14 protein-coding genes and 1 tRNA gene are annotated in these 15,887 nt (G+C 70.4%); 5 read left to right on the top strand and 10 right to left on the bottom strand.

Annotation, left to right across the window (positions count from 1 at the left end; all coding sequences use genetic code 11):
* The first annotated feature begins 317 nt into the window (after positions 1-317).
* Positions 318-1,982: a Coagulation factor 5/8 type domain-containing protein gene (locus AB0F40_RS25290; RefSeq protein ID WP_357474433.1), complete on the top strand. Its 1,665-nt coding sequence runs from the start codon at positions 318-320 to the stop codon at positions 1,980-1,982.
* Positions 1,983-2,060: 78 nt separating this feature from the next.
* On the opposite strand, the gene pth is transcribed toward AB0F40_RS25290, so the two are convergent.
* The 6 genes from pth to AB0F40_RS25320 form a co-directional block, all read right to left on the bottom strand.
* Complete coding sequence (pth, locus tag AB0F40_RS25295; RefSeq protein WP_357474436.1) at positions 2,061-2,666, bottom strand: aminoacyl-tRNA hydrolase; 606 nt, start codon at positions 2,664-2,666, stop codon at positions 2,061-2,063.
* A 181-nt stretch (positions 2,667-2,847) separates the two neighbouring features.
* Positions 2,848-3,450, bottom strand: coding sequence for a 50S ribosomal protein L25/general stress protein Ctc (locus AB0F40_RS25300; RefSeq protein ID WP_357474439.1), 603 nt, complete (start codon positions 3,448-3,450; stop codon positions 2,848-2,850).
* 217 nt (positions 3,451-3,667) lie between these two features.
* Positions 3,668-4,873: a glycosyltransferase gene (locus tag AB0F40_RS25305; RefSeq protein WP_357474442.1), complete on the bottom strand. Its 1,206-nt coding sequence runs from the start codon at positions 4,871-4,873 to the stop codon at positions 3,668-3,670.
* A gap of 81 nt (positions 4,874-4,954) precedes the next feature.
* On the bottom strand, positions 4,955-5,941 hold the full coding sequence (locus AB0F40_RS25310; protein WP_357474444.1) for a ribose-phosphate diphosphokinase: 987 nt from the start codon (positions 5,939-5,941) through the stop codon (positions 4,955-4,957).
* Complete coding sequence (gene glmU, locus AB0F40_RS25315) at positions 5,941-7,581, bottom strand: bifunctional UDP-N-acetylglucosamine diphosphorylase/glucosamine-1-phosphate N-acetyltransferase GlmU (RefSeq protein WP_357474447.1); 1,641 nt, start codon at positions 7,579-7,581, stop codon at positions 5,941-5,943. The genes AB0F40_RS25310 and glmU overlap by 1 nt, the downstream gene beginning before the upstream one ends.
* A 34-nt stretch (positions 7,582-7,615) precedes the next feature.
* Positions 7,616-7,690, bottom strand: a tRNA-Gln gene (locus tag AB0F40_RS25320).
* A gap of 221 nt (positions 7,691-7,911) precedes the next feature.
* Between AB0F40_RS25320 and AB0F40_RS25325 the strand changes: the two genes are divergently transcribed.
* Positions 7,912-8,514: a TetR/AcrR family transcriptional regulator gene (locus tag AB0F40_RS25325; protein ID WP_357474450.1), complete on the top strand. Its 603-nt coding sequence runs from the start codon at positions 7,912-7,914 to the stop codon at positions 8,512-8,514.
* An 843-nt stretch (positions 8,515-9,357) separates the two neighbouring features.
* On the opposite strand, the gene AB0F40_RS25330 is transcribed toward AB0F40_RS25325, so the two are convergent.
* Positions 9,358-10,401 (bottom strand): maleylacetate reductase, encoded by a 1,044-nt coding sequence (locus AB0F40_RS25330; RefSeq protein WP_357474453.1) that lies wholly within the window; start codon positions 10,399-10,401, stop codon positions 9,358-9,360.
* Positions 10,402-10,504: 103 nt separating this feature from the next.
* Here AB0F40_RS25330 and AB0F40_RS25335 point away from each other — a divergent pair, with 103 nt between their 5' ends.
* Positions 10,505-11,008 carry a MarR family transcriptional regulator gene (locus AB0F40_RS25335; protein WP_357474456.1) on the top strand — a complete coding sequence of 168 codons (504 nt, stop codon included), beginning with the start codon at positions 10,505-10,507 and terminating at the stop codon, positions 11,006-11,008.
* Positions 11,009-11,073: 65 nt separating this feature from the next.
* On the opposite strand, the gene AB0F40_RS25340 is transcribed toward AB0F40_RS25335, so the two are convergent.
* Entirely contained in the window at positions 11,074-11,502 is a 429-nt protein-coding gene (locus tag AB0F40_RS25340) for a hypothetical protein (RefSeq protein WP_357474459.1), read from the bottom strand.
* 161 nt (positions 11,503-11,663) lie between these two features.
* On the opposite strand from AB0F40_RS25340, the gene AB0F40_RS25345 reads away from it, so the two are divergent.
* Together AB0F40_RS25345 and lat are read left to right on the top strand one after the other, a co-directional pair.
* On the top strand, positions 11,664-12,935 hold the full coding sequence (locus AB0F40_RS25345; RefSeq protein WP_357474462.1) for an MFS transporter: 1,272 nt from the start codon (positions 11,664-11,666) through the stop codon (positions 12,933-12,935).
* Positions 12,936-12,991: 56 nt separating this feature from the next.
* Entirely contained in the window at positions 12,992-14,299 is a 1,308-nt protein-coding gene (gene lat, locus AB0F40_RS25350) for an L-lysine 6-transaminase (protein ID WP_357474465.1), read from the top strand.
* 87 nt (positions 14,300-14,386) lie between these two features.
* On the opposite strand, the gene AB0F40_RS25355 is transcribed toward lat, so the two are convergent.
* Both AB0F40_RS25355 and AB0F40_RS25360 read right to left on the bottom strand, forming a co-directional pair.
* Entirely contained in the window at positions 14,387-15,064 is a 678-nt protein-coding gene (locus tag AB0F40_RS25355; protein ID WP_357474468.1) for a hypothetical protein, read from the bottom strand.
* Position 15,065: 1 nt separating this feature from the next.
* On the bottom strand, positions 15,066-15,596 hold the full coding sequence (locus AB0F40_RS25360) for a peptidoglycan-binding domain-containing protein (RefSeq protein WP_357474471.1): 531 nt from the start codon (positions 15,594-15,596) through the stop codon (positions 15,066-15,068).
* Positions 15,597-15,887: the final 291 nt, after the last annotated feature.

Below are 15,887 nucleotides of genomic sequence, written 5' to 3' on the forward strand. Positions count from 1 at the left end.
CTCCATACCTTTCTCACCCGCCGGCGTGGTGCCAGCTGGGCCCCCCCGCGGTGGGTTGTTCTCCTCCGCCCGCGGCCCCCCCCCGCGCCCCCCGACCTCGAGGCAAAGTAACGACCTCACAGGGGACTGCCCCGACCAAGAGTGACTTGACCGGCATCTACCCTTTGCATGACCTGTCCTGTTATTGTGTCAAACTCAGCAGCGGCAACGACGCCGTAGCGACCGGCGGAGCCGCGGCCTCGCCCTGGCCAGCGGGAGGTCCCGTGCAACGCCTGCGACGCACCAGACGAACGACCGTTCTCGCTACCGTGGCGGCGGTGGCCTGCCTCAGCACGACGGCGCTGGTGGCACCGGCGTCGGCCATGAACACCGGACCGAGGGCGGCGACGCCGGTGGCAGCAGCGGCGCCGGCCGCACCGGTGCAGCCCGGGTCGACCCCCGCCGAACCCACGCTGCCCAGCCCGGAGTCCGAGGTCAACGTCACCGGGACGCCCTTCACCGGGACCCGCCCGGACGGGACGGTGTACGGCCTCATCGACGCGCACAGCCACCTGTTCATGCAGGACGGCATGGGCGGCGCCGCCGTCTGCGGCAAGGTCTTCTCGGGGGAGGGGATCGCCACGGCGCTGCGGGACTGCCCGTCGCACGAGCCGCACGGGCTCGGCGCCCTGCTGGAGAACCTGACCCGGGACGGCTCCCCGATCGGCACGCACGACACGACCGGCTGGCCCACGTTCGCCGACTGGCCCGCCCACGACTCCCTCACCCACCAGCAGATGTACTACCGCTGGGTGGAGCGGGCCTGGCGCGGCGGGCAGCGCGTGCTCGTCAACGACCTGGTCACCAACGGCCTGCTGTGCTCCATCAACCCGGGCACCCACCAGAGCTGCGACGAGATGACCGCGATCCGTCGCCAGGCGCAGGACACCTACGACCTGCAGGCCTACGTGGACGCGCAGTACGGCGGGCCGGGCCGCGGCTGGTTCCGGATCGTCACCAGCAGCGATCAGGCGAGGCAGGTGATCGAGGAGGGCAAGCTCGCCGTCGTGCTCGGTGTCGAGACGTCGGAGCCGTTCGGCTGCAAGCAGACACTGCGGATCCCGCACTGCTCCCGCGCCGACATCGACGCGGGCCTCGACGAGCTCCACGACCTGGGCGTCCGCTCGATGTACCTGTGCCACAAGTTCGACAACGCGCTGTGCGGCGTGCGCTTCGACGAGGGCAGCATGGGCACGATCATCAACGCCGGGCAGTTCCTCTCGACCGGCACCTGGTGGGACGCCCGCTCCTGCCCCGCTGACCGGCCCCACGACAACAACCCTGGCAACGGTGAGCTCCCGCCCGAGCTGGAGGACGACCTGCCGCCCGTCCTGCCCCTCTACCCGCCGGGGACACTCTGCAACACCCGCGGCCTGAGCGGGCTGGGCGCCTACGCCGTCCGCGGCCTGATGGAGCGCAACATGATGATCGAGATCGACCACATGAGCGCGAAGGCCGCCGACCAGACGCTCGACCTCCTCGAGGACGAGGACTACCCCGGCGTCCTGTCGACGCACTCCTGGATGGACGAGCGGTACCTCGACCGGTTGTACGGCCTCGGCGGGTTCGCCGCGATCTACGGGCACGCCGCCCACGAGTTCGTCGAGGAGTACGAGCGCACCGCACCCGTGCGCGACCGATACGGGGCGGGCATCGGGTTCGGGTTCGACATGAACGGGTTCGGCGGCACGCCGCCGCCCAGGGGCGACGCCGCGACCGGAGTCACCTACCCGTTCCGGTCGTTCGACGGCGGCACGCTGCTCGACCGACAGACCACCGGCGAACGCACGTGGGACGTCAACGTCGACGGCGTCGCGCACTACGGGCTGGTGCCCGACTACGTCGAGGACCTGCGGCTCGTGGGCGGCCAGGAGATCATCGACGACCTGGCACGGGGCCCGGAGAGCTACCTGACGACCTGGGCGGGGGCGGAGGCGCACTGACCCGCGCCCGCCGGCGGAGCAGCTCAGGTGGCCGGGCGGTCGAGAACTGGGTCTCGGCCGACCCGGCCACCGCGAGCATCACGCCTTGGCCGGGTGGAACTTCCCCTGCGCGGCGAGCAGGCCCTCGGTGACGAGGAGCTCGACGGCGTCCGCGGCGTCATCCACCAGGATCGGCAGGTCCTTCTTCTCCGTGCCGGAGAAGTCCCTCAGCACGTGGTCCGCCGTCTCCATGCGGCCTGGAGGCCGACCGACGCCGACCCGCACCCGGTGGTAGTCCTTGGTCCCGAGGGCCTTGGTGGTGTCGCGCAGCCCGTTGTGCCCGCCCTCGCCGCCGCCGATCTTGAGCTTGATCGTGTCGAAGGGGATGTCCACCTCGTCGTGCACCATGACCACCTGGTCGGGGTCGACGTCGTAGTACTTCGCGAGCGCGCTGACCGGACCGCCCGAGACGTTCATGTAGGTGGTCGGCTTGGCGAGGACCACCCGGGGTCCCGGCGCCCCGCCGGGCAGCACCCCGAGGCGCACCTCGGCGACGACGGCCTGAGCGCGCGGGTGCTTGGAGAAGCGCGCGCCGGCACGGTCGGCAAGCAGGTCGAGCACCATCTGGCCCACGTTGTGCCGGTTGCCGGCGTACTTGGGGCCAGGGTTGCCGAGCCCGACGACGAGCCAGGGCCGGTCGCTCATTGCAACACTCCTTCACGACAGCGGAACTTTGACGGCACGACAGCAGCAGCCGCAGCAGAAACAGGTCGGGCCGAGGCAGAACCCGCGCCGCGCACGATCCTCTCGTACGCGCGCCTGCTGGTTCTACCTCGGCCCGGTGCGGACCGGCTCACGCCGGCTCGCTCTGGCTGGCGGGGGGAGGTCAGCCCTCCGAGGACGCCTCGGCGGGCGACTCGGCGGACGCAGCCGACTCGTCGTCGCCGGCCTCGCCGCGCGGCTCGGTGACGAGCACGACGACGTAGGACGGGTCGGTCAGCAGCTCGGCACCGGCGGGGAGCTTGACGTCGCCCGCCAGGATCTGCGAGCCGGACTCGAGGCCCTCGATGGAGACGTCGACGGACTCGGGCAGGTGCGTGGCCTCGGCCTCGATCGAGAGCGTCTGCTCCTCGACGAGGTGGATGGTGCCGGGGGCCGACTCGCCGACGATGTTCACGGAGATGTCGACGGTGATCTTCTCGCCGGCGGTCACGACCTGCAGGTCGATGTGCTCGATGACGTTGCGGACCGGGTCGCGCTGGACGTCCTTGGCGACGGCGAGCTGGCCCTTGCCGTCGAGCTGGATGTTGAGCAGGACGTTGGTCTGACGCAGCGCCAGCATCGACTCGTGGCCCGGCAGGGTCACGTGCACCGGAGCGTCGCCGTGCCCGTAGAGGACGGCGGGGATCTTGTTGTCGCGGCGGATGCGGCGGGCCGCGCCCTTGCCGAACTCGGTGCGGGGCTCAGCGGCGAGCTTGATCTCGGCCATGGAAATTCACTCCTGGAAGGTCTGTGTGTGCAACTCGGTCGGCGGCTGCGTCGGCGCGGGACACGTGACGGGCGCGGAGCGGGCACGTGGGACGAAGTGCTGGAGAACTCCACCCAGGGCCGCCGACGGCCGCCCAGTCGATCACGGACGCCGGCCGAGTGCTAGCGGGATCGAGTCCCGCCGCGGCCGTCAAGCGTCCCTCGCCGAGGCAACCTGACTACTGTACCCGCTCGTCGGCACGGTCCGCACCGACAGGCGGTGTGACGCCGATCGTCGGCTGGGTGCGGCGCGGCTTGTAGACCACCTGGACGTGGAACACGAACCGGAGCAGGAACGCCACCACGAGCGTCACCGCCTGCACGAGCACCGGCCACATGCCCGTGTGCTCGACCAGCCACCACAGCACGGGCAGACGGATCGCGGCCTCGGTCCCGTTGAACGCGAACGAGTGCGCGAACCGCGACCAGACGCCGCGGCCCTCGTTCCGCAGGTCGCGGAACACGAACCGCTCCTGCAGCAGGAAGTTGGTCAGGATCGTCACGACGGCGGAGACCACGGCCGCCACCACGTAGTGCATGCCCAGCCCGGTCAGGACCCACAGGATGAGGACGTTGAGCACCGCACCGAGGCCGCCGATGATCGCGAACCGCGACATCCGCCCGAAGCGCAGGGCAGCGAGCTGCTCGAGGTAGCGCAGGCCGGTCTTGAGGGTGGCCTTGGAGTGCCCGGCGTACCGCTCGCCGAACACGAACGGCTCCTCCCCCACGGCCAGGGTGTTGCGCGCGAGCAGCTCGAGCAGGATCTTGAAGCCGCGCGGGTGCAGCGAGTCGAGGTCCAGCCGGTCCACCCGGGTGGCGAAGAACCCGGTGAGCGGGTCCGTCACGTTGCGCAGACGCACCGGGAACATCGACCGGGCCAGCAGCGCCGACCCGATCGAGACGCCGTGCCGCCACCAGCCGTCCAGCCCGCCGGCGTCGCCGTCGCCGGTGTACCGGGACGCGACGACGATGTCGAGGCCCGACTCCCGGCCGCGCGTGACGAGGGCGGGCACGAGCTCCGGAGGGTGCTGGAGGTCGCCGTCCATGACCACCGCCCACTCGGTGGTCACCGTGCGCAGCCCGGCCACCACCGCACCGCTGAGTCCGCCCTGCGGCGTCTCGCGGTGCAGCAGCCGGACCGGCACCGGCGCGGTGGCCGCGACCGCGCGGATCAGGTCGGGGGTGTCGTCGGTGGAGTCGTCGACGAAGAGGATCTCCACCAGCTCGGGCACTCCGACGGGCGCTGGGCCACCCTCGGGGCTGTGCGGGGCGCCCGGGGCGCGACCGTCGTCGGGCAGCACACCGAACGCGGCGCACAGCCGCTCCGTGAGCGCCCGGACGTTCGGCCCCTCGTTGAACGTGGGCACCACGACGGTGACGGTCACTGACCCTCCCAGATCGATGTCAAGATACGGTCCTCCGTTGACCGTATCCGAGTCAAGTGTCCGACCGTATACCTGAACTGGTCAGGCGTTGCCATCGAAGAGCGAGGTCACCGATCCGTCGGAGTGCACCTCGTGGATCGCGGACGCGAGCAGCGGCGCGATCGAGAGCACCTTCAGGTTGTCGAACCGACGGCCGTCCTCGATCGGCAGGGTGTCGGTGACGACCACCTCGCGTGCCCCGCAGCTCATGAGCCGCTCCTGGGCCGGACCGGACAGCACGCCGTGCGTCGCCGCGACCGTCACGGACTTGGCGCCGGCCGCCTTGACCACCTTGACGGCCTCGGCGATGGTCCCGCCGGTGTCGATGAGGTCGTCGACCAGCACGCAGTCCCGGCCCTCGACGTCGCCCACCACACGGTTGGCGACGGACTGGTTGGGGCGCGTGACGTCACGCGTCTTGTGCACGAACGCCAGCGGGCCACCGCCCAGCTTGGACGCCCAGATCTCGGCGACCCGGATGCGGCCGGCGTCGGGCGAGACGACGGTGACGTTGTCCACGTCCACGCGGGTACGCACGTAGTCGACGAGGATCGGCATCGCCCACAGGTGGTCGACGGGCCCGTCGAAGAAGCCCTGGATCTGCGCGGTGTGCAGGTCCACGCTCATCAGCCGGTCGGCGCCCGCCGTCTTGAAGAGGTCGGCGATGAGCCGGGCCGAGATCGGCTCACGGCCACGGCTCTTCTTGTCCTGGCGCGCGTAGCCGAAGAACGGCGCCACGACGGTGACCGAGTGCGCCGACGCCCGCTTGGCGGCGTCGACCATGAGCAGCTGCTCCATGATCCACTGGTTGACCGGCATGGTGTGGGACTGCAGGAGGAACAGGTCCATGCCCCGCACGGAGTCGCTGAACCGTACGTAGGTCTCGCTGTTCGCGAAGTCGTACGCGGACACGCCGAGCAGGTCGATGCCCAGCTCTTTCGCCACGTCGTTCGCCAGCTCGGGGTGTGCGCGCCCCGCTGCGAGGACGAGCGGATGGCGGTTCGGGCCTACGGGAGCGATGCTGGACATCAGTGGGACTTTCCTTCCTTGTCGGCCCCGGGTGCTGGGGCCAGCTCGGCCGGCTCGGCCTGGGCGGCCGCGGCCTGCGGGGCCGTGGGGGCCCCAGCTGCATTCTGCTGGGCAAGCTGGCGCTGTGCCTGGTCGCCGAGGCCGGACGGCCCACCGTGAGCGTTCGCCGCGGCCTCCGCCGCAGCCGTCCCGGACCGACGACGGGCGACCCACCCGTCGATGTTCCGCTGCTGCCCCGCGGTGACGCCGAGCGCGCCGGCAGGCACGTCCCGGCGGATCACGGAGCCGGCGGCGGTGTAGGCACCGTCACCCACCGTCACGGGTGCGACGAACATGTTGTCCGCGCCCGTGCGGGCGTGCGAGCCGATCACCGTGCGGTGCTTGTGCACCCCGTCGTAGTTGACGGTCACCGAAGCGGCGCCGATGTTGGAGTGCTCGCCGATCGTGGCGTCACCAACGTAGGACAGGTGCGGCACCTTGCTGCCTTCACCGATCTCGGCGTTCTTGGTCTCGACGAACGTGCCGATCTTGCCCTTGCGGCCCAGGGTGGTACCGGGGCGCAGGTAGGCGAACGGCCCGACGGACGCGCCCTCGCCGATGACGGAGAGCGACCCGTGCGTGCGGACGACGGTCGCGCCGACACCCACCTCGACGTCGGTCAGCGTGGTGTCGGGGCCGATCGTGGCACCCGTCGCGACCACCGTGGCGCCTTTGAGCTGGGTGTTCGGCAGGAGCGTGACGTCGGGGGCGAGCTCGACGTCGACGTCGATCCACGTGGTGGCCGGGTCCTGGACCGTGACGCCGGCGCGCTGCCACTCCTCGACGATGCGGCGGTTCATCTCGCGGGCAAGGACGGAGAGCGCCACCCGGTCGTTGATGCCCTCGACCAACATCGGGTCGTCGGCCAGCAGCGCCCGCACGTGCAGGCCCTCGGTGCGGGCGAACGCGATGACGTCGGTCAGGTAGACCTCGCCCTGCGCGTTCCTCCTGTCGAGGCCGCCCAGGCCACGTCGCAGCGTGGCGGCATCGAACACGTAGACCGACGAGTTGATCTCACGGATCTCGAGCTGGTCCGCGCTCGCGTCCTTGTGCTCGACGATCTCGAGCACGTCGCCGGTGTCCCGCTCGCGGACGATCCGGCCGTAGCCCGTCGCGTCGGCGACCTCGGTGGTAAGGACCGTCACGGCGTTGCCGTCGGCCTGGTGTGCGGACAGCAGCTGGCCGAGCGTGGCGCCGTCGAGCAGCGGGACGTCGCCCGCCACCACCACGATCGGCCCCTCGACGCCGTCGCCGACGGTCTCGCCGTCGGCGAGGCCGGCCGCCGCCGCGGCGGCCTGCGCCTTGGAGTCGAGCGCTTCGAGGGCGCACTGCACCGCCCTGCCCGTGCCGGGGGTCTCGTCCTGGTCCACGAGCAGCGCGCCGGCGTCCAGCTGGGCGACTGCCTCGGCGACGAGCTCGCGCTCGTGGCGGACCACGACGGCGACCTGCACCGGCGCGAGCTCCCGAGCCGCCGTCAGCGCGTGCCCGACCATCGGCTTGCCGCCGAGCGGATGCAAGATCTTTGGCAACGCGGACTTCATGCGGGTGCCCTGGCCGGCGGCGAGGATGACGACTGCTGCCGGCTGAGGTGTCTCGGTCACGAGTGCTCCGATCGGTGGGTTAGTCAGATCCGGATGGCTCCGCCCCCAGGATTCGAACCTGGACTAAAGGCACCAAAAACCTCTGTGCTGCCGATTACACCAAGGCGGACCGGGCGCGCGCGAGGCTCCGTCGTGACCCGAAGCGGGCGTGTGCCACCGTCGCACGTCCGTGAACAGTCTGCCAGGTCCTCGGGCATGCCCCTGCCCGTCACCGGCGAGTCGTCAGCCACACCGTTCACGTGGGCGACGCGTTCCGGACACGTCCGGAACTGCCGCTCGGGCACAATGAACACCATGGCCGCCGACAACCGACGTACCCCCCGACCTCGCATGACGGCCAGTCAGCGCCGTGAGCAGCTGCTCGCGGTCAGCCGCGGGCTGTTCGCCGGAAAAGGCTTCGAAGGCACGAGCGTGGAGGAGATCGCGGCACGCGCAGAGGTCTCCAAGCCCGTCGTGTACGAGCACTTCGGCGGCAAGGAGGGCATCTACGCCGTCGTGGTCGACCGCGAGGTGCAGGCGCTGACCACCGCGCTCACCGGCGCCCTCGGCTCGGGCGGGCACCCCAAGGTCCTGCTGGAGCGGACGGCGCTCGCCCTCCTCGACTACATCGAGTCGTCCGAGGACGGGTTCCGCATCCTCGTGCGCGACTCTCCCGTCGCCCAGGCGACCGGAACCTTCTCCAGCCTCATCGGCGATGTCGCCACCCAGGTCGAGGCGATCCTGGAACCCCAGTTCAGGGCGAACGGGCTCGAGACCAAGACCGCGCCGCTCTACGCGCAGATGCTGGTCGGGATGATCGCCCTCACCGGCCAGTACTGGTTGGACGCGCGCAGCCCCAAGAAGACCGAGGTCGCGGCACATCTGGTCAACCTGGCATGGAACGGGCTCCACAACATGGAGAAGAAGCCGGCCCTCACGAAAGTTCAGCGCTGACGCACTTCGTGCAGTGACTGACCTGCCGTCAATAAAGGCGGCAAAATGCCCGGCAGGACCTGAAATCTCCGATCTCAGCGGCTCCCAGGTGCGTTGAGGCAACCAGTTTTGCTCTCGGGCAACAAAGTGTGCGTGACCATTTATATAACGAACACCCCTCGCGGAATAACGCGAGGGGTGTTCGCACAGCTGGGGATGTTTCTCACGCAGCTACCGACGTATCGAGGCTGCGTCCTAGCAGGTCAGAGGCCCAGAAGGCACAGAATCTGCTCGAGGCTCCAGCCGAGGTTGTGGATCAGTTCCGAGACGATGTCAATGAGGTTCATGTGGCTATTCCTTCCAGAAAACGGGAATCACAGGATGATCACCTGCGAGCGGAACAGTGTTCGCGTTCCATACATTAAGCACACGACACGGACTCTGCAACGGGAAATGGATATTCAGCCTTAATGCGCATCTAGTTTCACCCTGTGATATTGGGTCAGAAATCGAGCCACGCAGCGCCATAAACTGGACATATTCTTGAGCTTGAGTCAGTTGGGCGCAGGCGTGTGCGCGGCGATCTCGGGCGGTGGTGGGCCAGCGGTGCGGCTGGTTGGTGCCTGCTGGCTTGGCGTGCCGAACCGCAAGTTCCGAGTCATCGGCGGCCTCGAAGCGAAGGTTGTGCGTTCACCGGACCCTCTGTAGACCTGCAACCTTCGGTTGGGCGACCACCGGCACGCGCAAGTTGCGGTTCGGCACCCCAAGACCGGCTCCGGCACGCGCAAGTTGCGGCTCGGCACCCCGAAACCCGGCCGAGCACGCGCAAGTTGCGGCTCGGCCGCAGGCCAACGGCGCGGAGCCTCACCAGGCCGCGAGCAGCAGCTCCTCCACCGCGTCGGCGGTCACCGGCCGGGGATTGGGATAGGGGTCGGCCGCCACGCGTTCGGCCACCTCGCGCAGCGCGGTGCGCGGCACGCCGAGCGCGCCGAGCGTCGTCGGGCCGTCGTGCATGGCGGCAAGGGAGGCGACGGCGAGCGTCGGGTCGCCGTTCGCGAGGCGTGCCAGCCGGGCCGCGGCGTCGGGCGCCGCCACCAGGTTGAACCGCATGACGTGCGCGAGCAGCAGGGCGTGCAGCTCCGCGTGCGGCAGGCCGAAGGTCCCGCCGAGGGCGTGCGCGAGCTGGTGGTGCAGGCCCATCCGGGCCTGGGCCAAGCACGCGCCCGCCAGCCACGCGGCCTCCTGGAGCCGCCCGCGCGCGACGACGTCGGACGGGCGGTCCAGCACCACCGGAAGCGCGGCGAGGATGCCGTCGGCGGACTCGACCGCGTACGCCCGGGTCGCCGCGCTCGCACGGGGGTCCCACAGCGCCTCGACGGCGTGCGCCAGCGCGTTGAGGGCCGAGGTCAGGGTCAGCCCTCGGGGCAGCGAGAGCGTCAGGTCCGGGTCGTACACGATGGTGCTCGGCGCGAGGGCCGGGTCCCGCCGGGTCGTCTTGACGCCGTTCTCGGTCTCACCGAGCACGGGAGTGGCCTCCGAACCGGCGTAGGTCGTCGGTACCGCCACCTGGGGCATGCCGGTCCGGCCGGCCAGCGCCTTGGACAGCCCGATGGCGGAGCCGCCACCGATCGCGACCAGGGCGTCGGCCCGCACGTCCCCGGCCAGGGCGAGTGCCTCGCCAGTCACCTCGACCGGACTGTGCTGGACGGGGCGGCCGAAGGTGGCGGCGTACCGCTCCGCGAGGGCAGCGGCCAGGTCCCGCGCAGCCTCCGCCGACGACGGAGCCGCGATCACCAGCACACGCTGCGCCCCGAGCCTTGCGACCTCGTCCGGCACGCGGAAAAGTGCGCCCGAACCCTGCAGCACTCGACCCGCGTACACCTGGTGCACCCTGATATCTCTTCCCACGGGGCCTGAGCCTACGGTCGTCGTGGCCCTTGCGACCACGAGCGACGCCCCTCTGACGTGCTATCGAGATTCTTGATATCGAGACATCGGATAGCCTCTCGCCATGGAGCACACAGGTCCCGCCGACGAGGTCGACCGCATCGTCGCCGCGTGGCATCACGTGCGCCCCGACCTGGAGCTCGAGCCCCTCACCGTGTTCAGCCGGGTGTCCCGCCTCGCCCGGCACCTCGATCTGGCGCGCCGTACCGCCTTCGCCCGGCACAGTCTGGAGACCTGGGAGTTCGACGTGCTCTCCGCGTTGCGCCGCGCCGGGGAGCCGTTCCGGCTCTCCCCCGGCACGCTCGTCACGCAGACCCTGGTGACCAGCGGCACGATGACCAACCGGATCGACCGCCTGGAGTCGCGCGGGTTCGTGCAGCGGCACCGCTCCCCCGACGACCGGCGCGGTGTGCTCGTCGAGCTCACCGACGAAGGGTTGGCGCGGGTCGACGCGGCCATGAGCGACCTGCTCGACATCGAGGCCAAGGTGTTGACCGCACTCTCCCCGGCGGAGCGCCCGCAGCTCGCGGCCCTGCTGCGGACGGTGACGGCCCAGTTCGACGAGTAGCCGCAGCGCGTAGCCGTAGCGCGTAGGCCCGAGGGTCACGTGCCGGCGCCGCGATCCTGCCCGGCTCAGCCGCTGCGGCTGACGACGATCTTCTCGCGGCCGAGCTGGTCGGGCAGGAAGAAGAGGTCGTCGGCGTCGGCGACGTACAGGGGCAGCTCGCCGAGCTCGGCCGGCTCGCCGTCGACGTCGGTGACCGTCAGCTCGACGCGGTCGGGAGCGCTCCCCGAGACGTACTTCCAGGTGCCCTCGAGCTCGACGGGCACCTCCTCGACGACGCCGTCCACCGCGTCGTCGAGCACCTCGTCCGGGACCCCGACGGCCGTGAACGTGCGGTCCTTGCCGAGCGCGACGACCGTCGTTGCACCATCGCCCACGTAGGAGCCCACGAACTCCGGCTCCGTGTAGTCGAGCTTGCCGATGTCGAACGTGCAACCCGACACCGTGAGTACACCGACGAGTGCTCCCACACCTCGGAGGACCTGCCGCTGCTTCATTCCGCACCTGACGTCAATTCCGGACATGCTGACCGGTCGCCCAATCTAACGGGAAAGCCGCAATCCCTCCTGGGGAGCAGAGATGGCGATCACCACACCATGTGATGACGCGATGGACGCCAGGCGCACCAACAGACCCCGTCACGCACAATGACAGCATCATGAGCAACATCCGCACAGCGGCAGGCGGCTCAGCGCTGCTCGTCGCGGTCCTCGTCTTCGCGCTGAACCTGCGCACCCCCATCACATCCCTCCCGCCGGTCATGGCCGACATCGCGACCGGCCTCGGCCTGGACCAGACCCTGGCAGGCCTGCTCGTGGGGCTCCCCGCTCTCTGCTTCAGCGTGGTGGCGCCGGCGGCGTCGGCCCTGATCTCCCGGGTGGGGCCGTATGCGGCGGTCACCGTCGCCCTGGTGGGAGTGATCGCGGGAACGCTGATCCGGTCGGTGGGCACCGGCACGGTCGGCGTGGTCGCGGCCTTCACGGGGACGGTGGTCCTGGGCTCCGCGATCACCGTGGGCAACGTGGTGGTGCCGGTCATCATCGCGCGGGACTTCCCGGCCAGGGCGGCCCTCGCGACTGGCCTGTACTCGTCGATGATGAACCTCGGTTCCGTCTTCGCGACGTCGCTCACCGCGCCCCTCGCGGCCCTGCTCGGCTGGCAGGGCGCCATCGCCTCCTGGTCGCTCGTCGCGGTGGTGGCGCTGGTCGTGTGGCTCGTCACCACCCGCCGGCTGCCGGACCCCCAGCTCGCGCGGCCTGCTCCCGCACCGGACGCGCACGGGGACGGCGCCGGCAGCGTGCCGGCCACGACGCCCACCCCGCAGCACACCGAGCGGCCCGACGAGACCTGGGGCGGCGTGCTGCGCCGTCCGATCACCTGGGCGCTGACGGTGGCGTTCGCGGGACAGTCGTTCTCGTACTACGCGGTCACCGGCTGGCTGCCGGAGCTGCTGCGCGACCTGCTGGACCTGTCCGTGGCCACGGCGGGCAACGCGGCGGCACCGTTCCAGGGCCTGGCCATCGCGGGCAGCGTGCTGGTCCCGCTCGCCCTCGCCGCCCGCGTACCGATGCTGGGCGCCGCGGTGACGATGGCGCTGCTGTGGCTCGCCCTTCCCGCGGGTCTGCTCCTGGCACCGCAGTGGTGGCTGCTGTGGGTGAGTCTCGCCGGGGTCGCTCAGGGCGGAAACTTCGTGGTGATCTTCACGCTCGTCGCCCAGCGATGCCGCACCGTGGCGCAGACCCGGCGAACGGTGGCGGCCGTCCAGGCGTTCGGCTACGCCGCGGCGGCGGGCGCGCCGGCCGTGATCGGCGCGGTGCACACGGTGTCGGGCGGGTGGAACGCGGCGCTCCTGGTGATCCTCGGGTCCACGCTGGCCCTGGGGACCGCCGAGCTGATCGCGACACGCCAGCCCAGGCGCAGGCGCTCCTGACAGGAACATTTCCATAGTCATTGAAACTTGGCAGGATGATTGCCTACCTTTCCAGCATGACGACACACCTTGAGCCCACCGCAGTGCTCCCCACCCTCCGCGAGCACCTCCTGGTCGACGGGTTCGACCTCGTCCTTGACCTCACCCGGTCGCACGGCTCCACGCTGGTCGACGCGCGCGACGGGCGCGAGTGGCTCGACCTGTTCACCTTCTTCGCCTCCTCACCCCTCGGCATGAACCACCCCGCCCTGGCCGACGACGCGGCGTTCCGCGACGAGCTCGCCACCGCGGCGATCAACAAGCCCTCGAACTCCGACATCTACACGGTCGAGATGGCGCGCTTCGCCGACACGTTCGCGCGCGTGCTCGGCGACCCGGCGCTGCCGCACCTGTTCTTCATCGACGGCGGCGCGCTCGCCGTCGAGAACGCACTCAAGGTCGCGTTCGACTGGAAGTCCCGGCACAACGAGGCGAACGGCCGCTCCGCAGAGCTCGGCACCCAGGTGATGCACCTGGAGCACGCGTTCCACGGCCGTTCCGGATACACGATGTCGCTCACGAACACCGAGCCGGGCAAGGTGGCGCGGTTCCCCAAGTTCGACTGGCCGCGTATCCCCTCCCCGTACCTCGCCGAGGGCAAGGACATGGACGCGGCAGAGGCCGCCGCCCTCGGAGCCGCCCGTGCGGCGTTCGAGGCGAACCCGCACGACATCGCGGCGTTCATCATGGAGCCCATCCAGGGCGAGGGCGGCGATCATCACTTCCGCACCTCGTTCCTCCAGGGCATGCAGGCGCTCTGCCGCGAGTTCGATGCGCTGTTCATCGTGGACGAGGTCCAGACCGGCGCCGGGATCACGGGGACCACCTGGGCCTACCAGCAGCTCGGCCTCACGCCCGACGTCGTCGCGTTCGGCAAGAAGACGCAGGTGTGCGGGATCATGGCCGGCGGCCGCATCGACGAGGTCCCGGACAACGCGTTCGCGGTCTCGTCGCGGATCAACTCCACCTGGGGCGGCAACCTCACCGACATGGTGCGGTCCCGCCGGATCCTCGAGACCTACGAGGCCGAGGGCCTCGTGGATCGGGCCCGCGCCATGGGCAAGCGGCTCAACGACGAGCTGGTCGCGCTCGCACAGCGGCACGACGGCGTGACCGACGTCCGGGGGCGCGGCCTCATGTGCGCGCTGACGCTGCCGTCGCGGGCGGTGCGCGACCAGGTGCTGTCGGCGCTCACCGAGCGCAGCGTGCTGCTGCTGGGCTGCGGCGAGCGGTCAGTGCGGTTCCGCCCGGCGCTGACAGTCCCGGCCGAGGCGCTGGAGGCAGGTGTGAAGGCCCTGGACGAGGTCCTGACGGAAACCCTCTGACCAGGGCCGGCTCCCGCTGGTCGAGGCCCCGCTGGTCGAGCTTGTCGAGACCTGGAGTGTCGACAGGCTCGGCCTTCGAGGCGCCGGCTACTCGGTGGCGACGCTGTCCGCCATCCTGATCAGCTCGGCCACCGTCGGGCCGGCATTGCCCGTAGGGGTGCGGCCGATCGTGGACAGCAGCAGGTAGGAACCCTCGTCGTCGGACCATTCGAGCCGCACCGGGCCGAACCCGTTGTTGTCCACGCGGGTGACCCGCACGGTGAGTCCCGAGTCGGCGAGGTCCTCCGTCTCGACGGTGACGTTGTCACCGGACAGCTCCTCGGACAGCTCCGCCGACCCCGGGTACGCCACGTACGTGATGGCCGACAGCGGGTGGTAGGCGCCCGCCCGGACCTCCTCCTCCGGCCAGGCCCGGCCGGGCCCGCCACGGAACGTCTCCTCGTTCTCTGCGCCGTCCAGCGGGTAGCTGATCCAGGTCCCGAGGTGGTCCTCCGCCGTCGTGCGGCCGATGCCGGCCGAGATGTCGGCGGGACACTCGACCACCGCACGCGCGACGGTCTTGGGCACCCAGTGCGGCTGCCGCACATCCTCGGCGCAGGTGCCGACCGTGAGCTCCGTGGCGTCGACCGGGGTGACGACGGGCGCGTCCTCCCTCGCCCCGAGCACCAGCGTGACCACGATGATGATGATCGCGCCGAGCAGCGTCACCGCCCCGCCGAGCAGCCACTCCGGCCGGATTCGCGGCTCGTCGATGGTCGTGACCACGTCAGCCCTCGCACTCGATCTCGGTGACCGCGTCCCGGGAGAGCGCCACGACCTTGTTCGACGGGACGGGGCTGCGTGCCACACCCGGCAGCACGTAGGCGCCCCAGTCGCAGTCGTTCTCGGCGAAGTACGCTTCCCGAGCGCCGTCCGGCGCGGCGTACCGCACGCGATGGTCGGGGCCGCGGCAGTCGAACTCCGGGTCGCACAGCGAGACCATCAGGGCACGCATGGTCACCCAGGTGCCGGTGTCCACGCAGCCGTTGACCGGCAGGCCGTTGTAGGCCTGGAAAGCCTTGGTCGCCACCTCCGACTCGGCGTCCCATGACCCGTCCACGGGCTTCAGCCCGGTGCCGGCCGACAGCACGTTCTGGGCCGTGACCACGGCGCCGCCGGAGGTCTGGCCGCACTCGCCGACCGGGTCGTTCGACACCCACATCGCGCTCGAGTTCATCGCCTGCGCGACGGCGGCGACGATCAGGGCAGCGACCACGGTGCCTCCGCCCGCCTGCAGCCAGGTTCGGGTCGTGGGCATTCCCTCGGCGCTCCTTCGTCTGCCCGACGCCGGAGTCCCCACGTGGGGTGGGGCACCGCGCCGGACGATGTACTGGCGAACGCGAGCGTAACAATCCGCCCTTAAAAGACGGAAGCGACGCACCAGGACGAAATAGATACCGGGCCCTCTGGACCGGTAGCTGAGTTCGGTCAGACGTCCGACCGAACTCATCGACTTCGGTCGGATGGGATGTTTTTGGTGGTTGTTGGGGGCGAACGGAGCCGCAACCAACCACATCAGACAGTAGGGGGCGGGGGTGAGCGGGGGGTG

Origin of the sequence: Promicromonospora sp. NPDC023987 (genome assembly GCF_040639055.1) — a bacterium.
Taxonomy (GTDB): domain Bacteria; phylum Actinomycetota; class Actinomycetes; order Actinomycetales; family Cellulomonadaceae; genus Promicromonospora.

Bases quoted from the DNA above. Each gene is read 5' to 3' on its own strand.
- AB0F40_RS25360 (WP_357474471.1), bottom strand. From the start codon at position 15,596: ATGCCCACGACCCGAACCTGGCTGCAGGCGGGCGGAGGCACCGTGGTC.
- AB0F40_RS25340 (WP_357474459.1), bottom strand. From the start codon at position 11,502: ATGAAGCAGCGGCAGGTCCTCCGAGGTGTGGGAGCACTCGTCGGTGTA.
- AB0F40_RS25345 (WP_357474462.1), top strand. From the start codon at position 11,664: ATGAGCAACATCCGCACAGCGGCAGGCGGCTCAGCGCTGCTCGTCGCG.
- pth (WP_357474436.1), bottom strand. From the start codon at position 2,666: ATGAGCGACCGGCCCTGGCTCGTCGTCGGGCTCGGCAACCCTGGCCCC.
- lat (WP_357474465.1), top strand. From the start codon at position 12,992: ATGACGACACACCTTGAGCCCACCGCAGTGCTCCCCACCCTCCGCGAG.
- AB0F40_RS25335 (WP_357474456.1), top strand. From the start codon at position 10,505: ATGGAGCACACAGGTCCCGCCGACGAGGTCGACCGCATCGTCGCCGCG.
- AB0F40_RS25325 (WP_357474450.1), top strand. From the start codon at position 7,912: ATGACGGCCAGTCAGCGCCGTGAGCAGCTGCTCGCGGTCAGCCGCGGG.
- AB0F40_RS25310 (WP_357474444.1), bottom strand. From the start codon at position 5,941: ATGTCCAGCATCGCTCCCGTAGGCCCGAACCGCCATCCGCTCGTCCTC.
- AB0F40_RS25300 (WP_357474439.1), bottom strand. From the start codon at position 3,450: ATGGCCGAGATCAAGCTCGCCGCTGAGCCCCGCACCGAGTTCGGCAAG.